We start from the raw sequence: 19,053 nt of genomic DNA, 5'->3' as shown, positions 1-19,053 counted from the left end.
TCAACGCGCCGCGGTGCCGCCGTCCACTTCGGTGGCCACCACGTCGATGACATCGCGTGCATCGGCATTCGCGGCGTGCGCCGGTTCGTTCTCCGCACCGCTTTCCAGCCGATGCAGCCACGCGAGCAACTCCGCCACGGCCTGATAGAGCTGCGGCGGAATCCGCGCGTCGAGGTCCACCTGCATCAGCAGGGACACCATTTCGGGCGCCTCGTGCACATACAGGCCGGCTTCCTTGGCCCGCTGCACGATCATCTCGGCCAGCATCCCGTAGCCTTTGGCGATCACCCGCGGCGCGGGATCGCCCCCTTGCGAGTCGTAGACAAGTGCGGCCGCACTGCGGCGGTGTTTGCGGCTCATGCCATGTCCCAATCGAAATCGTCGGGCGACGCGGCTTCGGTGCGGGCGGAGCGTGCTGCGCGGCGTACAGTCGTGGCTCGGTCGGCGCTCGCCGCAGCCGGACTCGCCGCCGAAGCCGACTTCACATAGGCCGACGCCGCCGCCTGAGCGGCCGCTGCCGCACCGGCCGCGTTGGCGCCGGTGACCGGCGCACCGCCGCCGATCTCGCGGATCGTCAAGCCATTCAATTCGATGCCCGCCGCCGCGAGCCGCTGGCGGAAACTCTCGCCCTGCGTGGCGAGACGCGCCGCCCCGCCGGGGCTGGCCTGCACCCGCGCGATGAGCCGCGTGCCGGTCAGCGTCAGCTCCGCATCGACGGTGCCGAGCGTCGGCAGCGACAGCGTCAGGCGCGTGCGCCACGGCTGGTCGTCCTCACTCGCGGCGCCGCCGCCGCTGCGATCCCATTCGTCGCCGTCCTGTTCGATGGTCCAGTCGAGCCGCGCGCCCGGCCATGCTTCGCCGGTCCAGCGAAACTGGCCGGTCGCGAGCAGATCGAGTTGCTGACGCACCAGGGGCACGGTCGCGGGATGAACCGCGACCGCCATCGACTGCGAATTCTGCGACGAGCTGCCGTCGGCCGGTTGCGCCGCCGCGCTATGCAGGCCGGCGCGCGCGGGCTGGCCGTTCAGGTCGGACAGGGAACTGGCCAGCACCTCGCCAGCCATGAATCGTGCGGCCTGCGCGGTCTGGATCGACGGCATCGCGCGGCCGGCGGCGCCGGCGTCCGGCGCGCCGTTCGGTGGGCCGTTTGGCGAGCCGTTCGGTGAGACATTCGGCGCCGCGCCCATGCCCTGCCGCGCGGAAGGATTGGCGGCGGACGCCTCGCCGGCGTCATTCGCCCAGTCGAGCGGCAATTGCGCGGCGGCGGCCACCAGCTTGTTTTGCGCCTCCCCGGCCAGCGAAGTCGGCGGACGCTGGCCAGCCAGCCATTGCGCGAGATGGGCTTCGTAGAAGAGACCGCTATCGCCGACCGTCTGTTCGAGCGCGGCTGCGAGCGCCGCGACAGGCACCTGGGTTGCCGCCACACTCGCGGTCGCCGCGGTGGCCGCGTTTGCAGCGCCATTCGGATTGGCGGTGGTCCCGGCGGAAGCCGTTGCCGCAGCGGGCGAGTTGAACAGCGGTAACGCGCCGACTTCGACATCGAGTGCAGGTGCAGCCGGCCAGATCGGCGCTTGCCCGAGCACGGCGGGCGTCGCCTCGCCGCCCGAGCGCAGGATCGCGTTGAGCGTCAGCGCGACGGCGGACAGCGCGGTTTGCGCCGAAGCCTGCGGGGCCGGCGTGGCAATAGGCGTCGAGGTGGTGGGCGTGGTATCGACGCCCGCCGCGCCGGTCTGCGACGCGGCCGCGCTGCCCGGAGCAATGTTGAGCAGGCTGTCGACGCGGTTCGCGAGCAGCGAAGCGACGGCCGTGTCGATTCCGTTCATGCCGATTCCTTGGTCACATTGGCGGCGGCGCGCTCAAATAGAGTCAGTCAGCCAGATGAGTAGAGACGGAGGCGGCGCGCGCGGCGAAACTCAGCGCGCCCCGTACAACTCCTTGAGCACGTGAGTCGGCCGTCCGGCGAACAGCGCCGACAGACTGGCCATGCGCGGATTCGCCAGATCGCGGATCGCAGCGTCGTCGGCGAGAATCTGGCGGATCAGCGCGTATTTACGCAGGCGCTCCCCCTCGTCGAGCTTCACGCCGGTTTCGGCGTCCCGCAACGACTCCACCAGATGGCGGTATTCCTCCTGCAAGTGGACCAGATCGTTCCACAGTGCGCGCCGGGCAGCCATCAACATGCGGCAGGAAATCGCTGCAATCGCCTCGTATCGGGCGAAGTATTCTGCGTTCGATGTCATCTCATGCTTTCCGCGGCCGGCTGAGCTGCCATCCGCGCGATCTCCGGGGCAATCCCGATCCATGCCTCTTCGAGTGTCGCCAGAAGGCCATCCACCTCGACCAGCATCGCCTCGCTTTGTTTTATGTTGGCTTCGAGCAGCCGGCGCGACATATAGCTATATAGCGCATTCAACCGCTCCGCAATCTCGCCGCCCGCCTCAAGGTTGAGCGACTGCTGCAGCCCGCTTTCGACGATCTGGATCGCCTTGCCGATCGCCTCTCCACGACCCGGCACATTGCCTTGCTGCAGATGCATGCGCGCCTGCGCGATGGCCTGCCGCGCGCCCTGATACAACATCACGATCAGACGATGCGGACTCGCGCCCATCACCCCTGTCTCGACGCCGACGCGTGCGTACGCATTGGCTCCAGAGTGTCCTGGGGAAAACATCGGCGCTCCTCCTGTCTTGCACTGCGGTTGGGTCGTGGCTCCCTATCCGGGCACGTTGCCGCACCCCGATCGCTGCCTGTATCTGGTTATCGGATAGGCAGCCGGAAAGCTTTAGGCCGGTGTAAGGAGGATTAAGGGGCCGAATGGCGCGGCCCGCGAGGGCCACACGGCATGCACGCATTCGGGCGGGCGGACGAACCTTGCCGCCCGAGGCGCGCTCATACCGACATCTGCATGATGTCGTTATAGGCGGACACCAGCTTGTTGCGCACCTGCAGGCCGAACTGGAAGCCCACGTTGGCCTTTTGCATATCGACCATCACGTCGTTGAGCGACACGTTGGACGCGCCGAGTTCGAACGCCTTCGATTCGCCGATCGCCTTGGTCTGATCGCCGCTGATCTTGTCCAGCGAGGCTTTCAGCGCCGAGGCAAAACCGGTGGGCGTCGCCGCGCCGGAGGTGTCGGCGACGGCATTGCTGCCGCCGGCCGCTTGCGCCGCCATCGACTGCATCTGTTGCAGCGCCGACGAGAGCGCGTTCACGGGGAAAGTCATGTTTTCTCCAGGGAATGACGACCGGCATGCCAGAACCGTACCGATCTGGACGAAAGCATAGCGCCGCAGCCATACGGGAAAGCCCCGAAACTAGGGGGGAAACCCGGCTCTATTCAAGCAATCGGGTTGAGCCGCGCCACGGATAATTTCAATGGTGAAAGTCTCTGTCCGCACGCCCGCCGACCCTCGGCGCGGTAAGCGGCAGAACGCAAAAGGCATCCCGGAGAAACCCGACGCATGGATTCGTCAGCCAACTCTTTGATCAACCCCGACGCCCGCATGGGCCTCGCCGGCGCGCAGCCTGGCGCCGGTGCGGCCGGCGCCGGCCAGGCCGGCGGCGCCGCGGACCTGGGCGGCCTTTCGGGCAACCTCGGCGGCAACTTTGGTCAACGTCTGTCAGGCCTCGCGCAAATGCGCGGCAACCCGCGCGCGCCGTTGATTTTCGCCGTCGCGCTGCTGGTCGCCGTGGTGGCGGGCCTGTTCCTGTGGTCGCGGGCACCGGACTACAAGGTGCTCTACAGCAATCTGTCGGACCGCGACGGCGGCGCGATCATCACGGCGCTGCAAGCGGCCAACATTCCCTATAAGTTCTCCGACGCCGGCGGCGCGATCCTCGTGCCGGCCGAACAGGTGCATGAGATGCGTCTGCGGCTCGCGTCGCAAGGTCTGCCCAAGAGCGGTTCGGTCGGCTTCGAGCTGATGGACAACCAGAAATTCGGCATCAGCCAGTTTGCCGAGCAGATCAACTATCAGCGCGCCCTGGAAGGCGAGCTGGAGCGCACGATCGAATCGATTTCGTCGGTGAAGTCGGCTCGTGTGCATCTGGCGATCCCGAAACCCTCCGTCTTCGTGCGCGACAAGGAAGCGCCGTCCGCCTCCGTGCTGGTCAACCTCTACCCGGGCCGCGCGCTCGACGACGGCCAGGTGCTGGCGATCACCCATATGGTGTCCTCGGCGGTGCCGGATATGCCGGTCAAGGGCGTGACGATTCTCGACCAGGACGGCAACCTGTTGACGCAGCCTTCCACCGGCAGCGGACTCGACGCCTCGCAACTGAAGTACCGCCAGCAGATCGAGCGCAGCACCCAGCAGCGTATCGACGCGATCCTCTCGCCGTTGTTCGGCTCGGGCAACGCGCATTCGCAGGTCAGCGCCGACATCGACTTCTCGCATAGCGAGCAGACCTCGGAAAACTACGGCCCGAACGGCAACCCGCAGCAGGCGGCGATCCGCAGCCAGCAGTCGAGCAGCGCCACCGAAATGTCGCAAGGCGCCGCCTCGGGCGTGCCGGGCGCGCTGTCGAACCAGCCGCCGCAGCCGGCGTCCGCGCCGATCAACGCGCCGAACGGCGCGAGCGGCGTGACGACCACGCCGGTCAGCGACCGCAAGGACTCGACCACCAACTACGAACTCGACAAGACAGTGCGGCACCTCGAGCGGCCGATGGGCGGCATCAAGCGTCTCTCGGTGGCGGTCGTGGTGAACTACATGCGGGTGGTCGACGCCAAGGGTCACGCCACGATGCAGCCGGTCACCGCCGACAAGCTCGCGCAGGTCAACCAGCTGGTCAAGGACGCAATGGGTTTCGACTCGGCGCGCGGTGACTCGGTGAACGTGGTCAACAGCCCGTTCAGCACCGACATCGACCCGAATGCCGACCTGCCGTGGTGGCGCACGCCGGACATGATCGCGCTCGCCAAGCAGATCGCCACCTACCTCGGCATCGGCGCGGTCGCCCTGTTCCTCTACTTCGTGATGGTCAAGCCGGCGCTGCGCCGCGCTTTCCCGCCGCCGGAACCGGTCGTCGCCGGGGCGCTGCCGTCGCCGGACGAGCCGGTCCTGCTAGATGGCATCCCCGCCGCCGAGCGCGCGGGCGCAAACGGAAGCTCGGTCGCCGAACTGGAAACCGACAGCGAACTGCTCGCGCTCGAAAGCTCCAAGCACAAATATGAGCGGAACCTGGAATTCGCGCGCAGCATCGCCCGCCAGGATCCGAAGATCGTTGCAACCGTCGTGAAAAATTGGGTGTCCGATGAGCGCTGAAGGCGTAATGAAGAGCGCGCTCCTGCTGATGTCGATCGGCGAGGAAGAAGCCGCGCAGGTGTTCAAGTTCCTCGGGCCGCGCGAAGTCCAGAAGATCGGCGTCGCGATGGCCGCACTGAAGAGCGTGACCCGCGAGCAGGTCGACGAAGTCCTGCAGGAGTTCGTACGCGAGGCCGAGCAGCACACCGGCATGTCGCTGGATTCGAACGAGTACATCCGTTCGGTGCTGACCAAGGCGCTCGGCGACGACAAGGCCGGCGCGATCATCGACCGGATTTTGCAGGGCAGCGATACCAGCGGTATCGAAGGCCTGAAGTGGATGGATTCCGCGGCGGTCGCCGAACTCATCAAGAACGAGCATCCGCAGATCATCGCGACCATCCTCGTTCACCTGGATCGCGATCAGGCGTCGGAAATCGTCGCCTGCTTCACGGAGCGGCTGCGCAACGACGTGCTGCTGCGGATCGCGACGCTCGACGGCATCCAGCCGGCCGCGCTGCGCGAACTCGACGACGTGCTGACGGGCCTGCTGTCCGGCAGCGACAACCTCAAGCGCAGCCCGATGGGCGGGATCCGCACGGCGGCCGAGATTCTCAACTTCATGTCGAGCAACCATGAAGAAGGCGTCATCGAGAACGTTCGCCAGTACGACGCGGAACTTGCGCAGAAGATCATTGATCAGATGTTTGTGTTCGAGAACCTGCTCGATCTGGAAGACCGCGCAATTCAGCTGCTGCTGAAGGAAGTCGAGTCCGAGGCGTTGATCATCTCGCTGAAGGGCGCGCCGCCCGCGCTGCGCCAGAAGTTCCTGTCGAACATGTCGCAGCGTGCTGCCGAACTGCACGCCGAAGACCTCGACGCGCGCGGTCCGGTGCGCGTCTCCGAAGTCGAGACGCAGCAGCGCCGCATCCTGCAGATCGTGCGCAACCTGGCCGAAGGCGGCCAGATCGTTCTAGGCGGCAAGGCCGAAGATGCATATGTCTGATCAGAACTCCTCGGCGAAGGAAAGCCTCTCGGCCTACCAGCGCTGGGAGATGGCCTCGTTCGATCCGGTGCCGCCGGCACCGCCCGAACCCGAAGTCGACGACGGCGCGTTCGAGGCCGAACTCGAACGTCTGCGCGACGCCGCGCATGCACAGGGCATCGCCTCCGGCCACGTGGCCGGTCAGGCGCTCGGCTACCAGGCCGGCTACGAGCAAGGTCATGCGCAGGGCTTCGAGCAGGGCCAGAGCGAAGCGCGCGAAGAAGCGGCGCGGCTCGCCGCGCTGGCTGAAACTTTCAAGTCGGCGTTAGACGGCGCCCAGGGCGCGATCTCCGAAACGCTGGTCGCACTGGCGCTCGACATCGCGCAGCAGGTGGTGCGTCAGCACGTGCAGCACGACCCGACCGCGCTGATCGCCGCCGCGCGTGAGGTGCTGGCGAGCGAGCCCACGCTGGTCGGCGCGCCGGCCCTGATCGTGAGTCCCGCCGATCTGCCGGTGGTCGAAGCCTATCTGATGGAAGAACTGCAAACGCGCGGCTGGACCGTGCGCACCGATCCGGCCGTGGAGCGCGGCGGCTGCCGCGCGCAGGCCGGAACCGGCGAAGTGGACGCCGGCATCGATACGCGCTGGGAGCGCGTGGCCGCCGCACTCGGCAAGGTGAGCACATGGTGAAGCCGACGCTCGAAGAGATTCGCGCCAGCGATCTGACGCCGCTCGAACGCGAACTGGCGCTAGCGTCGTTCGGCGCCGAGGCGCTGGCAGATGTGCCGGCCGCGGTCACACCCGCCGCGGCGGCGGTCGCCGCCATTGAAGCCGCCCTGCGCGATCCGGCGCATGCCCATCCGGCGACGGGCGCCGCCGCGAGCCACGACGCCGCCCCATCGAGCCCCGCTCCCGCCGCTGTCCCCTTCCCCCCGTACGACCCCGCGCTCGACAGCAATCCGCACATGCAGGTCTGGCGCGGCCGCCTCGACGCGCTGCGCGCACGCAATGCGATCGCGAAGCCGATGCGCGCCTGCGGACGTCTCACGCGCGCCGCCGGCCTGGTGCTGGAAGCCGTCGGCCTGCGCCTCTCGGTGGGCGCGGAAGTGATGATCGAACTGCCGCAAGGCAGTTCACTGCCGATGGCCGAAGCCGAAGTGGTCGGCTTCTCCGGCGACAAACTGTTTCTGATGCCGACCACCGAAGTGATCGGCCTGCTGCCCGGCGCGCGCGTCTATCCGCTGGAAAGCGCGCCGATCGCCGATCCGATGGCGGGCGCGAAACGTCTGCCCGTCGGCTGGGAATTGCTCGGCCGCGTGCTGGATGCGTCCGGCCGTCCGCTCGACGGACTCGGCCCGCTTGGCGCGCATGCCGACGCGCCGTTGTCCGCACCGGTCATCAATCCGCTGAATCGCGAACCGATCCACAAGGTGCTCGACGTCGGCGTGCGCGCGATCAACGCGCTGTTGACCGTCGGGCGTGGCCAGCGCATGGGCCTGTTCGCCGGTTCGGGCGTCGGTAAATCGGTGCTGCTCGGCACGATGGCGCGCTACACCAGCGCCGAAGTGATCGTGATCGGCCTGATCGGCGAACGCGGCCGCGAAGTGAAGGAATTCATCGAGCAGATTCTCGGCGAGGAAGGTTTGGCGCGCTCCGTGGTGATCGCCGCGCCCGCCGACGTCTCGCCGCTTCTGCGGATGCAGGCCGCGTCGTATTCGACCTCGCTCGCCGAGTATTTCCGCGACCAGGGCAAGCATGTGCTGCTGCTCATGGATTCGCTGACCCGCTACGCAATGGCGCAGCGCGAGATCGCGCTGGCCGTGGGCGAGCCGCCCGCCACCAAGGGCTATCCGCCTTCGGTGTTCGCCAAGCTGCCGGCGCTCGTCGAGCGCACGGGCAACGGCCCGGCGGGCGGCGGTTCGATCACCGCGTTCTACACCGTGCTGACCGAGGGCGACGACCAGCAGGACCCGATCGCCGACTCCGCGCGAGCGATTCTGGACGGCCACATCGTGCTGTCGCGCTCGCTGGCTGAAGCCGGCCACTATCCGGCCATCGACATCGAAGCGTCGATTAGCCGGGCAATGACCGCGCTGATCGACGATAACCATCTGGACAAGACGCGTATGTTCAAGCAGATGCTGTCGCGCTATCAGCGCAACCGCGATCTGATCAACGTTGGTGCGTATTCGAGCGGGCGCGACGCGCTGCTCGACCGCGCCATCGCGCTGTATCCGCGGATGGAAGCATTTTTGCAGCAAGGTTTTCGCGAGTGCGCGAACTTTGAACCGAGTCTCGAGATGCTGGACGCGCTGTTTGCCCAAGGAGGCTGACGATGGCGAAACACTTTCCGATCAAGACCCTCATCGGCCTGGCCCAGGACGATGTCGACGCCGCCGCGCAACGTCTGGGCCGCGCGCAGCGCGAGCGCAACGATGTGCAGGCGCAACTCGACGCCCTTGTGCAGTATCGCGACGAATATCACGCGCGCTTCACGGCGACCGCCCAGACAGGCATGCCCGCGGGCAACATGCGCAACTTCCAGGCGTTCATCGACACGCTCGACGCCGCCATCGAACAGCAGCGCAATCTGCTGGCGACGGCCACCGCGCGTGTCGAGGCCGCGAAGCCCGACTGGCAGCGCCAGAAGCAGAAGCTCGGCTCATATGAAGTGCTGCAGGCGCGCGGCGAAGCAGCCGAAGCCAGAACCACGGCGCGGCGCGACCAGCGCGACGCCGACGAACACGCCGCCCGGATTCTGCGGATGCGCGCCGAAGGTGCATGAGCGCCGCCTTGACTGACTGAACACCCCGTTTGACGGATTGACAGGATTCCCTATGTCGCTTCTTTCACAGATCGGCTCGCTGCTCGGCTCCGCCAGCAGCACGTCCACCAGCGCGGCCATTGCCGCTGCGGCGAACGCCAAACCGTTCTCGCAAACCCTGCAGCAGAGCATCGACCAGCAAAACAGTGCTGCCGCGCAGAGCGCGAGCCAGCAGCAACAGCAGCAGGCTGCGGCTGCGGCGTCTTCTGGATCGTCGTCTTCGTCGAGCGTGCACGATGCTCCGCCGCCGGCTGATTCGAGCGCGCAGAGCACGGACGATACGAGCAGCAGCAAGGACGCCGGCAAGCCGGCGAACTCCGCGTCGTCGTCGGCATCGGCGGGCAACACGCAACAGGCTTCGAGCGACAAGCCCGCCGCCACGCCGCCGAAGGCCGGCAACACGGCGACCCAGACCGACGCGGGCACCGCCGCGGCAGCCGCCGCAGCACAGGCGCAGGCGCAGGCACAAGCTAACGCGGACAACGCCGCCACGCCGGCCACCGCCGACCCCGCCACGGCCTTGGCCGACGCCGCGACCGCGTTGCCCGGCACGACCACGGACGCCACGACGGGCGGCACCTCAGGCAAGAAAACTACCGCTACGGATCCAAAGTCGTTGCAAGACGCATTGCAGGCGGCGCTGGCGGCTTTGGCGAATGGCCAGGGCGTTCCCGCGCAAGCTTTGGCGAGCGGCGCCGCCGCCAATGCCGCGACGTCGGCGAACGGCCTCGCGGCTGGCACGAACGCGGGACTTAACGGAACCTCGAACGGAGCCTCGGACGGCAAGACCTTGGCCAGTGGCCTGTTCGGCGACGGCAAGGGATCGAGCGCGTCGAAGGCCGCTTTGACAACGGCGGCGACGACCGTGGCGGACCCGTCCGCAGCGGCAAAGGCGGCGAGCGACGCATTGACGGCAACGGCCGGCGGCACGCAGGGCGACGGTCCCGCATCCTTCAAGAGCGCGGCGGACGCAGCGACAGCTGCGCTGGCCGCCACGCAGGCGGCGGCCAGCGCGGCAAGCGCGACCGCTGCCGTCCAGACCACCGGCAATGCCGGCGCGGCGCAAGCGGCAAACGCACTATCACCTCAGGTCGGCACGACCGACTGGGAGGACGCATTGAGTCAGAAGGTGGTGTTCCTGTCGAACGCGCATTCACAGAGTGCCGAACTGACGCTGAACCCGAAGGACCTTGGTCCGTTGCAGGTTGTCTTGCAGGTTGCCGACAACCACGCTCATGCGTTGTTTGTTTCGCAGCATCAATCCGTGCGCGAAGCGGTCGAAGCGGCGTTGCCGAAACTACGCGAGGCGATGGAATCGAACGGGATCGGCTTGGGTAGCGCGAGCGTCAGCGACGGCTTTGCGCGCCAGAGCGGCCAACAGCAGAGCGCCGACTCTGGCCGCTCTGGCGGCCGCTCGGGCGGTGCGAGCGGATCATATGGCGGCAGCAGCGGCTCAGACACGATCGACATGGCGGTCAACGTACCGGCGCGACGCACAGTGGGCCTGGTGGACACATTCGCGTGATGCTGACGCCTTGAGCTCCGGCGCCACTATGGGCCGAAGGCATGGAGGTCTCAAGGCAACGGGTTATCGGCGCCCTTCAAAGGGCGCCGATTCGCGTCGGGCATTGGATGAAGAACCGCGACGGCGCGCGCAGCGCCGCTGGAAGAATGACTGCCTTGTCACGAACGTTGAATGTGCGAGGAGACTGATTCCAGATGCACCACTACCGTGACTGCGCGAGGGCCGCGCTTAAGGATTAGCGGTGTGAAGCCGCTTTCTTTGCTTACTTTCTTTGCGGCGGCAAAGAAAGTAAGTGCCGCCCCGCACAGGGGCAACGCCAATAGACCACAGCGAATTCAAGGAAAGGCCAACCCCACCGGCCGCGACAGCAAAAACCCCAAAAACCAGAGATAGCCCGCAATAACCCTTCTTTTCGACCCATCGCGCCGCAGGCAAATAAACAACAATCACCATCACCAGCACTAAAGGCAAGCAAAGCAAACCTCATGGCAACCACGACCGCACCCCAGCAAGCCGCGCCCGCCTCCCCGGGCCCCTTGAAGCGCATCATCCTGATCGTGCTCATCGCGATCATCGCCGCGGGCGCAGCCGGCGCGGGCGTATGGTTCTTCATGTCCAAGCGCGCTCCCGCCACAGCCTCGGCGGAAGCCGCGCCGGCCCCGGCACCCGCGCCGCTGTTTTTCCCGCTCGAATCGATGACCGTCAATCTGCAATCGGACGACGGCCAGCAGCACTTCCTGCGCATCGGCCTGACGCTGAAACTCACCGACGCGAAGACCCAGCAGGAACTGACCGAGCACATGCCCGAAGTGCGTAGCCGTATCCTGCTCGCGCTGTCGAACAAGCACCCTGACGAACTGGCGCCGCTCGAAGGCAAGCGCGCGCTCGCCACGGAACTCCGGACACTGATCGAACAGCCGACCGACAAGGGCGCCGTGCCGATCCATGTCCAGGACGTGCTGTTCACCGAATTCGTCGTGCAGTGACGTCGGTCGTGACGTTAATCAGCGCTGCCATCATCAACCGCCACGGGACGCACGAGGAATAAGGAATGGGCCACGAAGAGTTCATGTCCCAGGAGGAGGTCGATGCTCTCCTCAAGGGCGTAACCGGCGAGTCCGATTCGGAAGCCGAGCAAAGCGAGCGTGTGGGCGTACGGCCCTACAACATCGCGACGCAGGAACGCATCGTCCGCGGCCGGATGCCTGGCCTCGAAATCATCAACGACCGGTTTGCGCGTCTGTTGCGCGTCGGTATCTTCAACTTCATGCGGCGTTCGGCGGAAATCTCCGTCGGTCCGGTGAAGGTGCAGAAGTACAGCGAGTTCACCCGCAATCTGCCGATCCCGACCAACCTGAATCTGGTCCACGTGAAGCCGTTGCGCGGCACGTCGCTGTTCGTGTTCGACCCGAACCTGGTGTTCTTCGTGGTCGACAACCTGTTCGGCGGCGACGGGCGTTTCCATACCCGAGTCGAAGGCCGCGATTTCACGCAGACCGAGCAGCGCATCATCATGAAACTGCTCAACCTCACGTTCGAGCACTACACGGCGTCGTGGAAAAGCGTGCGTCCGCTGCAATTCGAATACGTGCGCTCGGAAATGCACACGCAGTTCGCCAACGTGGCGACGCCGAACGAAATCGTCATCGTCACCCAGTTCTCGATCGAGTTCGGCACGACGGGCGGCACGCTGCACATCTGCATGCCGTACTCGATGATCGAACCGATCCGCGACATTCTTTCGTCGCCGATTCAGGGCGAGGCGCTCGAAGTCGACCGCCGCTGGGTCCGCGTGCTGTCGCAGCAGGTGCAGGCCGCGGAAGTGGAACTGACCGCCGACCTCGCGCAGGTGCCGGTCACGTTCGAACAGATCCTGAACATGCGCAAAGGCGATGTTCTGCCGATCAACATCCCCGAACACATCACGGCGAAAGTCGATGGCGTGCCGGTGATGGAATGCGGCTACGGAATTTTCAATGGTCAGTACGCGTTGCGGGTCCAGAAAATGATCAGCGCAGCCGACACGATGAAGGAAGGTGGATATGAGTGACCTGAACGCAAAAACCGAGGCCGAGCTGGCCGCTGGCGAGCCGCAACTGGCCGCCGACGCAGCCGCAGCCGAAGACGAAGCGGCCATGGCGGACTGGGCCAGCGCGCTGGCCGAGCAGAACGACAATTCGGAAGTCAGTGCGACGACGGCCGGCGTGTTCCAGCCGTTGTCGAAAGTCGAGCCGACCTCGACGCGCAACGACATCGACATGATCCTGGACATTCCTGTTCAGATGACCGTCGAACTCGGCCGCACCAAGATCGCGATTCGCAACCTGCTGCAACTCGCACAGGGGTCGGTGGTGGAACTGGACGGCATGGCGGGCGAGCCGATGGACGTGCTGGTCAACGGCTGTCTGATCGCACAGGGTGAAGTGGTGGTGGTGAACGACAAGTTCGGTATCCGTCTGACCGACATCATCACGCCGTCCGAACGCATCCGGAAGTTGAATCGATGAAACGCGTAGCCGGTCGCGCCGCGTCGCGCACTGTTCCGATTCGCGCCGCACTGGCTGCCAACGTCGCGGTGGCGCTATCCGCCCCGGCGTCGATCTTCATGTTGCTCACACCGTCGGCCGCTGTCGCGGCGGACATGAATGCGGTCAACAATGCCGCGAAAATCGCCTCGGGTGTCGGTGCGGGTAGCGCGGTTCCGGCGCTCGGCGTCGGCGCGGTGTTGCAAACCATCGTCGGCCTGCTGGTCGTGATCGGCCTGGTGTTCGCTTGCGCATGGCTCGCACGCCGCTTCGGCTTGCAGCCGGCGAACCGCGGCGGCCTCGTGAAAACGATTGGCGGCGCCTCGCTCGGCGGCAAGGAACGCGTCGCGGTGGTCGAGATCGGCGATACGTGGCTCGTACTCGGCACGGCGCCCGGCAACGTACGCCTGCTTCACACGATGCCGGCCGGTTCGGCCGCCGTCGATGCGCTCGGCGCGTCGCAAGCCGGTCCGGCAGGCACGCAGGCTACCGGTACGGCACTGCCGGGCACTTTCGGCCAACGCTTTCGCGATGCATTGAAAGGCGAAGTGGGCAAACGTTTCAACGGGCAAGGCGGCGAGGTTCGGTAATGCAGTTCAGTCTTTCTTCGGCGCGTCACGCGCAATCCGCTCGCATGTCCAGCACCGCTTCGAAAGTGATTCCCGTGCTTGTGCGCGCTCTACGCCGCGTCACCCCCGTTGCGCCCGTCGTACTGGCGGCGCTGATGCTCGCGCTGCCGACCCTGTCGTTCGCGCAAACGGCCGGCTTGCCGGCCTTCAATACGAGCCCCGGCCCGAACGGCGGCACGACGTACTCGCTGAGTGTGCAGACCATGCTGCTGCTCACGATGCTGTCGTTCCTGCCGGCCATGGTGCTGATGATGACGAGCTTCACGCGCATCATCATCGTGCTCTCGCTGCTGCGCCAGGCGCTCGGCACGACCACGACGCCGCCTAACCAGGTGCTCGTGGGGCTCGCGCTGTTCCTTACGTTGTTCGTTATGTCGCCGGTGCTCGACAAGGCTTACACCGACGGCTACAAGCCGTTCTCCGACGGCACGATGCCGATGGAGACAGCGGTGAACCGTGGCCTCGCGCCGTTCAAGACGTTCATGCTGCGCCAGACCCGCGAAAGCGACCTGGCGCTGTTCGCCCGCATTTCGCACGCCGCGCCGATGCAGGGTCCGGAAGATGTACCGTTGTCGCTGCTGGTGCCTTCGTTCGTGACGAGCGAATTGAAAACCGGCTTCCAGATCGGCTTCACGATTTTCATCCCGTTCCTGATCATCGACATGGTGGTGGCGAGCGTGCTGATGTCGATGGGCATGATGATGGTGTCGCCCGCGACCATTTCGCTGCCGTTCAAGCTGATGCTGTTCGTGCTGGTCGACGGCTGGCAATTGCTGCTCGGCTCGCTGGCACAGAGCTTCGTTTAACCGCGCTTCTTAACTGCGTTTTTTCACCGCGTTTTTTCACCGCCCCTCGCGCCCTTCACGCTTCCGGTCCTCTCGCCATGAATCAAGAATCCGTCATGACGCTCGCGCACCAGGCCATGTATGTCGGCCTGCTGCTTGCCGCGCCGTTGCTGCTGGTCGCGCTGGTGGTCGGTCTGGTGGTGAGCCTGTTTCAGGCCGCCACGCAGATCAACGAAAGCACGCTGTCGTTCATTCCCAAGCTGCTCGCGATTGCCGTCACGATGGTGATCGCCGGACCGTGGATGCTGACGACCATGCTCGACTACCTGCGCCAGACGCTCACCAACATTCCGACGCTCGTCAACTGAGCGCAGCGCCGGTCTCGACCTCCCCTTCCCCACCACGATGTTTTCCGTCACCTACGCGCAACTGAACGCCTGGCTCACCGCGTTCCTGTGGCCGTTCGTGCGCATTCTCGCGCTGGTCGCCACCGCACCGGTGCTCGGCAACCGTTCGCTGCCAATGCGCGTGAAGATCGGCCTTGCGGCGTTCGTCACGATCATCGTCGCGCCGACACTCGGCGCGCTTCCGCAGGTCACGGTGTTTTCCGCCGAAGGCGTGTGGATCATCGTCAACCAGTTCCTGATCGGCATCGCACTCGGCGTCACCATGCAGATCGTGTTTCAGGCGATCAGCGCGACCGGCGACTTCGTCGGTCTCGGCATGGGCCTCGGCTTCGCGACGTTCTTCGACGCCCAAGCGGCCAGTTCGAGCCAGGTGCTGTCGAGCTACATGAACACCATCGCGATGCTGGTGTTTCTGGTGATCGACGGCCATTTGCAGATGATCAGCGCGCTGCTCACCACCTTCCAGTCGGTGCCGGTATCGGCGAACATTCTCGGCGCGCCCGGCTGGCGCACGCTGGCGAACTTCGGCAGCACGGTGTTTTCAGCGGGGCTGTTGCTGTCGCTGCCGGTGGTCGTCGCGCTCCTCATCACCAACCTCTCGCTCGGTATTCTGAATCGCGCCGCGCCGCAGATCGGCGTCTTTCAGATCGGCTTCCCGCTCACCATGCTGATCGGCATGCTGCTTCTGCAATTGATGACCCCGAACATGATTCCGTTCTTCATACGGCTCTTCGACGTCGGCCTCGATCAGATGGGGCGCGTGGCGGCGGGGTTCAGGTAGTGAAGTTTTGACTAAGGGTGCTACGTCGCCTTTGCGTCGACACGTTGTAGCGAGTCGCTAATCTTCATGCCCGCCCAGAGCGGGCGTTTTTTCGCGTGCAATCCGAACTGAAGCGATTCGCTTCGCGTGCGGTATTGCAACGGCGTCCGCGGTAGCAGGATAGGTTGCCGTCTTAGGTCGCGACTTCAACGCTTCCGAGAAGATCACCCTGTCTGCGTTGCTCAGTTGGCCCACATCAGGCATCCACAAATCGTTACAGAAATATCCATTTTTTCGGACTTGTCGGATACCTAATCCCTCTGTGATTCGCCGAAATGGATTGCGGGATAGGTGCGCTCAACGACCGCACGCGAATCCCATCCACGTTGGCTCATTTCATACGGGAGACATTGAGAATGCCGGGAAGCGAAAGGAACGAAACGACGTGTCGGATTACGACACTCGGTGGGACGGGGTACAGGCTCGCGTGCTTCGAGGGAGACGAGATCCATGCGTAAGGCGCTCGTGGTGCAAGGCAGCCCGACAACGACAGGCGGCGTCGTCATTGGCGGTTCGGCCACTCACATGATGGACCAAGGCAAGCCGTTCGCACTGGATGGCGACGAAGCAACATGCGGCAATTGAAAGGGCGTGTTCAGGATAGTCGGCACGGCTACGCGCCGGTGCTACAGGGGACAGCCCGGCGTTGTCGAAGGCGATCTGGTGTTGTGTCCATGCGGACTCAACTATGTGATGGCCAGCCTCAATCCTGGCTGTTTCTACTGGACTGACGACATCGCTGTGGCCGCGAGCCGTGTCGTATCCACTATCGACAATTCGGCGCTGGCAAAGGGCATCTATGACGAACAGGTGCGCGTCGCGACGACGGTGGCGAGCCTCGAAGGCTATCCGTACTTCATCGAATCGGCCAACGGCAGCACTATATCCGGGCGGCTTGACGAATACGGTTATCTGCCACGTGTCCACGCCGAAGCAGTCACCCATTACAAAGTGTATTGGGGCGATGCAGCGCTTGCGAGACAGGAAGGGTCCTGACCAATGCCGAATAAAACGACCGAGGTAGAAACCAATTCGACGCCGAATTCGATCAAGGAAGTGCAACTGAAGGCACTGACTTTTCAGGAGTTGTGGGATCACTATCCATCGGGCGATCCCTACGATAATCCAGCTTATCGCGACCAATGCGCTATTCGGATGAGTGTGACATTCCACCGGGTCGGCGTCGAAATGAAGTCATTTTCACAGAGATGGGTTAAACCGCTCTCGGGTCAATCGTCCATTGGGCGGATCATGCTTGATGGCAAAGCTACCGCGACGCGAGCCGACGAATTGGGCAAGTGGTTGCAGCTGCGTCCGTTTGCAGGGCTCCCGAAGGCGGAAGATATAACGGGCGCGGATTGGGAATCAAAGGTCAAGGGCCGCACCGGCATCATTCAGTTTTCGCGCTATTGGACGCGCGAAGGCGAAAGCGTAGGCACTGCAAGCGGTGGGCACATTGATCTTTGGAACGGTTCACGACTGACGATCAGCGGCTTCTTTGACGGCGTAGCGACTATTGGGCGTTACGTGGGTATCCAGTCATTTCGGCAGGGTGCAACCGTAGCTTCGGAGGTGAGTTACTCCGACCTGCGTGGCTCAAAATCGATCCTGTTCTGGGAGATCAAGTGAAGCGCATTGGTGTCTCGTTGGCCGGCTGTTTTTGCGGTCTATTCCTGACATGGGCATGTTTATATGCCTTCAGTCACAACCAATGGCCACATCATGCCGATAAATCCATGGCCAGGTGCCATGAGCTCGGCAAATGCGCTGTCTCGTCGTGGGATACGGCGCTTCTTCTCGCATACCTGTTGGGGCCGGCCGTGCTCCTGGGCCTCGTCAATTCGGTTGCATGGAAGCGCTGGTCCGCCTCGAAATGGGCTGGTTGGTTGTTTGGCCTATCAATCTTGACGGTCGCGTTCTACTCGACTGACTACATCTCAGCAGGTTTTTAGGTTTTCCATCGCTTGGGCCGGTGCAAGCGCCGACTGCGCAATGCAGCGCACTCCAAAAAGACGAAGGGCGGAACCGATTCACACCGGTTTGCGCCCTTCTCCGTCTCAGACCGCTCGCGTTATCAGCTCAGGTACTGGAACAGCGAGATGTTCTGAATCTTCGCGAACGCCTGTTGCGCCGCTTGCAGCGCAGCCTGCGTCATCGTGTATTTGCCGATCGTCTTGACCATGTCGGTCTGCGTCAGATCCGCCAGGTTGCTGGAGGTCTGCAGCGTGTTGGTCTGCGTGACCGTCTGCAACGCCTGCACTTCCTGCTCGCGACCACCCACCGCCGCTTGCGCCGTCACGACGTTGTTCATCGTGTTCTCGAGCTGGGCCATGCTGGTAGTCAATGCGCTCTGGAAGCTGGCCGTCGAGGCGCCGCCCGACACCGGCGTTTGCAGCGTGGTGATCAACTGGCTCAGATTGGCGAACACGTCCATGCTGCCTTGCGTGGCCGGCGTCACCGTGAAACTGTCGCCGGCGTTCGGCGCACCGGTAATCGACACCGACTGACCGCCGAGCGTGATGGCCGAACCGGCGGTGAACGCCTGCGGCGCACTCGTGGTCACCGCGCCGGTAGCCGGATCGGTCTGGCTCACGGTGTAGGTGGTGGCCGACGAGAAATTGATCGAGTACTTGTCCGCGTTGGTCGGATCGGTCGGGTTGTTCAGGCTCACGGAGCTGATCACGCCCGTACCGGTGTTACCCGTCGTCGCGGCCGGCACGGAGTTGGTGCCGATCGGCGCCACGCTGCCGAAGATCGAAATGCCATTGTCGCCGGTCTGCACGACGTGCGAGTCGGTAATCTGCACGCCGGGCGTGCCCGTGTCGCCGGAATAGGTCACGACGCCGGCCGAGTTCGTGGTGTACGGCTGCGCGCTGCTTTGATAACCGGCGAACAGGTAGTTGCCCTGCGGATCGGTCGAATTGGCGAGCGTCATCAGCTGGCTGCGCAAGCTTTGCAGCTGCGTCGCGATCGAGCCACGGTCGCCGTCGTTCAGCGAACCGTCGCCGGCGCGCAGCACCAGCGTATGAATGGTTTGCAGCACGGTGTTGACGCTGCCGAGCGTGGTGTCTTCCTGCTGGAGCGACGCCAGCGCGGTGCCCTGATTGGTCGTGTATTGCGACAGGGTCGTCGCCGTCGAGCTCAACTGCACCGCCTGTGCCGCGCCGAGCGGATTGTCCGACGGCGTGGAGAGGCTCACACCGCTCGAGATCTCGGCGTACAACTGCGACAGTTGAGCTTGCTGATCGCTCATCGTCGCGACGTTCATATTGAAGTACTGCGTGCTGGAGATGCGCATTGTCAAC

General features: G+C 64.6%; 22 protein-coding genes. 16 read left to right on the top strand and 6 right to left on the bottom strand.

The features are described from left to right. The 5 genes from AC57B1_RS12080 to fliE form a co-directional block, all read right to left on the bottom strand. Entirely contained in the window at window positions 1-360 is a 360-nt protein-coding gene (locus AC57B1_RS12080) for an EscU/YscU/HrcU family type III secretion system export apparatus switch protein (RefSeq protein ID WP_091798117.1), read from the bottom strand. After that, window positions 357-1,823: a flagellar hook-length control protein FliK gene (gene fliK, locus AC57B1_RS12075; RefSeq protein WP_496417602.1), complete on the bottom strand. Its 1,467-nt coding sequence runs from the start codon at window positions 1,821-1,823 to the stop codon at window positions 357-359. Before fliK ends, AC57B1_RS12080 begins: the two co-directional genes overlap by 4 nt. Window positions 1,824-1,913: 90 nt before the next feature. Then, window positions 1,914-2,240 carry a flagellar protein FliT gene (locus tag AC57B1_RS12070; RefSeq protein ID WP_091798111.1) on the bottom strand — a complete coding sequence of 109 codons (327 nt, stop codon included), beginning with the start codon at window positions 2,238-2,240 and terminating at the stop codon, window positions 1,914-1,916. Further along, on the bottom strand, window positions 2,237-2,671 hold the full coding sequence (fliS, locus tag AC57B1_RS12065; RefSeq protein ID WP_091798108.1) for a flagellar export chaperone FliS: 435 nt from the start codon (window positions 2,669-2,671) through the stop codon (window positions 2,237-2,239). Before fliS ends, AC57B1_RS12070 begins: the two co-directional genes overlap by 4 nt. Window positions 2,672-2,889: 218 nt before the next feature. Next, on the bottom strand, window positions 2,890-3,225 hold the full coding sequence (gene fliE, locus AC57B1_RS12060; RefSeq protein ID WP_091798105.1) for a flagellar hook-basal body complex protein FliE: 336 nt from the start codon (window positions 3,223-3,225) through the stop codon (window positions 2,890-2,892). A 237-nt stretch (window positions 3,226-3,462) separates the two neighbouring features. Here fliE and fliF point away from each other — a divergent pair, with 237 nt between their 5' ends. The 16 genes from fliF (at window position 3,463) to AC57B1_RS11980 (ending at window position 17,377) form a co-directional block, all read left to right on the top strand. After that, the gene (gene fliF, locus AC57B1_RS12055) at window positions 3,463-5,268 is read left to right on the top strand and encodes a flagellar basal-body MS-ring/collar protein FliF (protein ID WP_408344174.1); all 1,806 of its coding nucleotides are present in this window, start codon (window positions 3,463-3,465) and stop codon (window positions 5,266-5,268) included. After that, the gene (fliG, locus tag AC57B1_RS12050; protein WP_496417601.1) at window positions 5,258-6,253 is read left to right on the top strand and encodes a flagellar motor switch protein FliG; all 996 of its coding nucleotides are present in this window, start codon (window positions 5,258-5,260) and stop codon (window positions 6,251-6,253) included. Before fliF ends, fliG begins: the two co-directional genes overlap by 11 nt. Beyond that, on the top strand, window positions 6,240-6,923 hold the full coding sequence (gene fliH / locus AC57B1_RS12045) for a flagellar assembly protein FliH (protein ID WP_177205053.1): 684 nt from the start codon (window positions 6,240-6,242) through the stop codon (window positions 6,921-6,923). Before fliG ends, fliH begins: the two co-directional genes overlap by 14 nt. Continuing rightward, the gene (fliI, locus tag AC57B1_RS12040; protein WP_496417600.1) at window positions 6,917-8,566 is read left to right on the top strand and encodes a flagellar protein export ATPase FliI; all 1,650 of its coding nucleotides are present in this window, start codon (window positions 6,917-6,919) and stop codon (window positions 8,564-8,566) included. The genes fliH and fliI overlap by 7 nt, the downstream gene beginning before the upstream one ends. Window positions 8,567-8,568: 2 nt before the next feature. After that, entirely contained in the window at window positions 8,569-9,018 is a 450-nt protein-coding gene (fliJ, locus tag AC57B1_RS12035; protein ID WP_091798096.1) for a flagellar export protein FliJ, read from the top strand. 52 nt (window positions 9,019-9,070) lie between these two features. Next, complete coding sequence (locus tag AC57B1_RS12030; protein ID WP_496417599.1) at window positions 9,071-10,582, top strand: flagellar hook-length control protein FliK; 1,512 nt, start codon at window positions 9,071-9,073, stop codon at window positions 10,580-10,582. Window positions 10,583-11,067: 485 nt separating this feature from the next. After that, window positions 11,068-11,568 (top strand): flagellar basal body-associated protein FliL, encoded by a 501-nt coding sequence (gene fliL / locus AC57B1_RS12025; protein ID WP_091798091.1) that lies wholly within the window; start codon window positions 11,068-11,070, stop codon window positions 11,566-11,568. A gap of 65 nt (window positions 11,569-11,633) precedes the next feature. Further along, a complete protein-coding gene (gene fliM / locus AC57B1_RS12020) occupies window positions 11,634-12,632 on the top strand; it encodes a flagellar motor switch protein FliM (protein ID WP_091798088.1) in 999 nt (332 codons plus the stop codon). Next, a complete protein-coding gene (gene fliN, locus AC57B1_RS12015) occupies window positions 12,625-13,089 on the top strand; it encodes a flagellar motor switch protein FliN (RefSeq protein WP_091798085.1) in 465 nt (154 codons plus the stop codon). The genes fliM and fliN overlap by 8 nt, the downstream gene beginning before the upstream one ends. Next, complete coding sequence (gene fliO, locus AC57B1_RS12010; RefSeq protein ID WP_496417598.1) at window positions 13,086-13,697, top strand: flagellar biosynthetic protein FliO; 612 nt, start codon at window positions 13,086-13,088, stop codon at window positions 13,695-13,697. The genes fliN and fliO overlap by 4 nt, the downstream gene beginning before the upstream one ends. Then, on the top strand, window positions 13,697-14,542 hold the full coding sequence (gene fliP, locus AC57B1_RS12005; RefSeq protein ID WP_496417597.1) for a flagellar type III secretion system pore protein FliP: 846 nt from the start codon (window positions 13,697-13,699) through the stop codon (window positions 14,540-14,542). Before fliO ends, fliP begins: the two co-directional genes overlap by 1 nt. Before the next feature lie 77 nt (window positions 14,543-14,619). Beyond that, entirely contained in the window at window positions 14,620-14,889 is a 270-nt protein-coding gene (gene fliQ, locus AC57B1_RS12000; RefSeq protein ID WP_011490196.1) for a flagellar biosynthesis protein FliQ, read from the top strand. A gap of 37 nt (window positions 14,890-14,926) precedes the next feature. Then, window positions 14,927-15,709: a flagellar biosynthetic protein FliR gene (gene fliR, locus AC57B1_RS11995; RefSeq protein WP_091798075.1), complete on the top strand. Its 783-nt coding sequence runs from the start codon at window positions 14,927-14,929 to the stop codon at window positions 15,707-15,709. 489 nt (window positions 15,710-16,198) lie between these two features. Beyond that, the gene (locus tag AC57B1_RS11990) at window positions 16,199-16,333 is read left to right on the top strand and encodes a PAAR domain-containing protein (RefSeq protein WP_496417596.1); all 135 of its coding nucleotides are present in this window, start codon (window positions 16,199-16,201) and stop codon (window positions 16,331-16,333) included. 6 nt (window positions 16,334-16,339) lie between these two features. After that, complete coding sequence (locus tag AC57B1_RS11985) at window positions 16,340-16,744, top strand: PAAR domain-containing protein (protein ID WP_496417595.1); 405 nt, start codon at window positions 16,340-16,342, stop codon at window positions 16,742-16,744. Window positions 16,745-16,747: 3 nt separating this feature from the next. After that, window positions 16,748-17,377, top strand: a complete 630-nt coding sequence (locus tag AC57B1_RS11980; protein WP_408181587.1) for a type VI secretion system amidase effector protein Tae4 — start codon at window positions 16,748-16,750, stop codon at window positions 17,375-17,377. 445 nt (window positions 17,378-17,822) lie between these two features. Here AC57B1_RS11980 and flgL read toward each other — a convergent pair whose 3' ends face one another. Beyond that, a complete protein-coding gene (flgL, locus tag AC57B1_RS11975; RefSeq protein ID WP_091798066.1) occupies window positions 17,823-19,046 on the bottom strand; it encodes a flagellar hook-associated protein FlgL in 1,224 nt (407 codons plus the stop codon). Window positions 19,047-19,053: the final 7 nt, after the last annotated feature.

The sequence above is a fragment of the Paraburkholderia sp. BGA-UO-ETr-F21 genome (genome assembly GCF_059567925.1).
The sequence above is the reverse complement of the archived record's forward strand: the minus strand, read 5'-3'. Positions and strand labels throughout refer to the sequence as shown.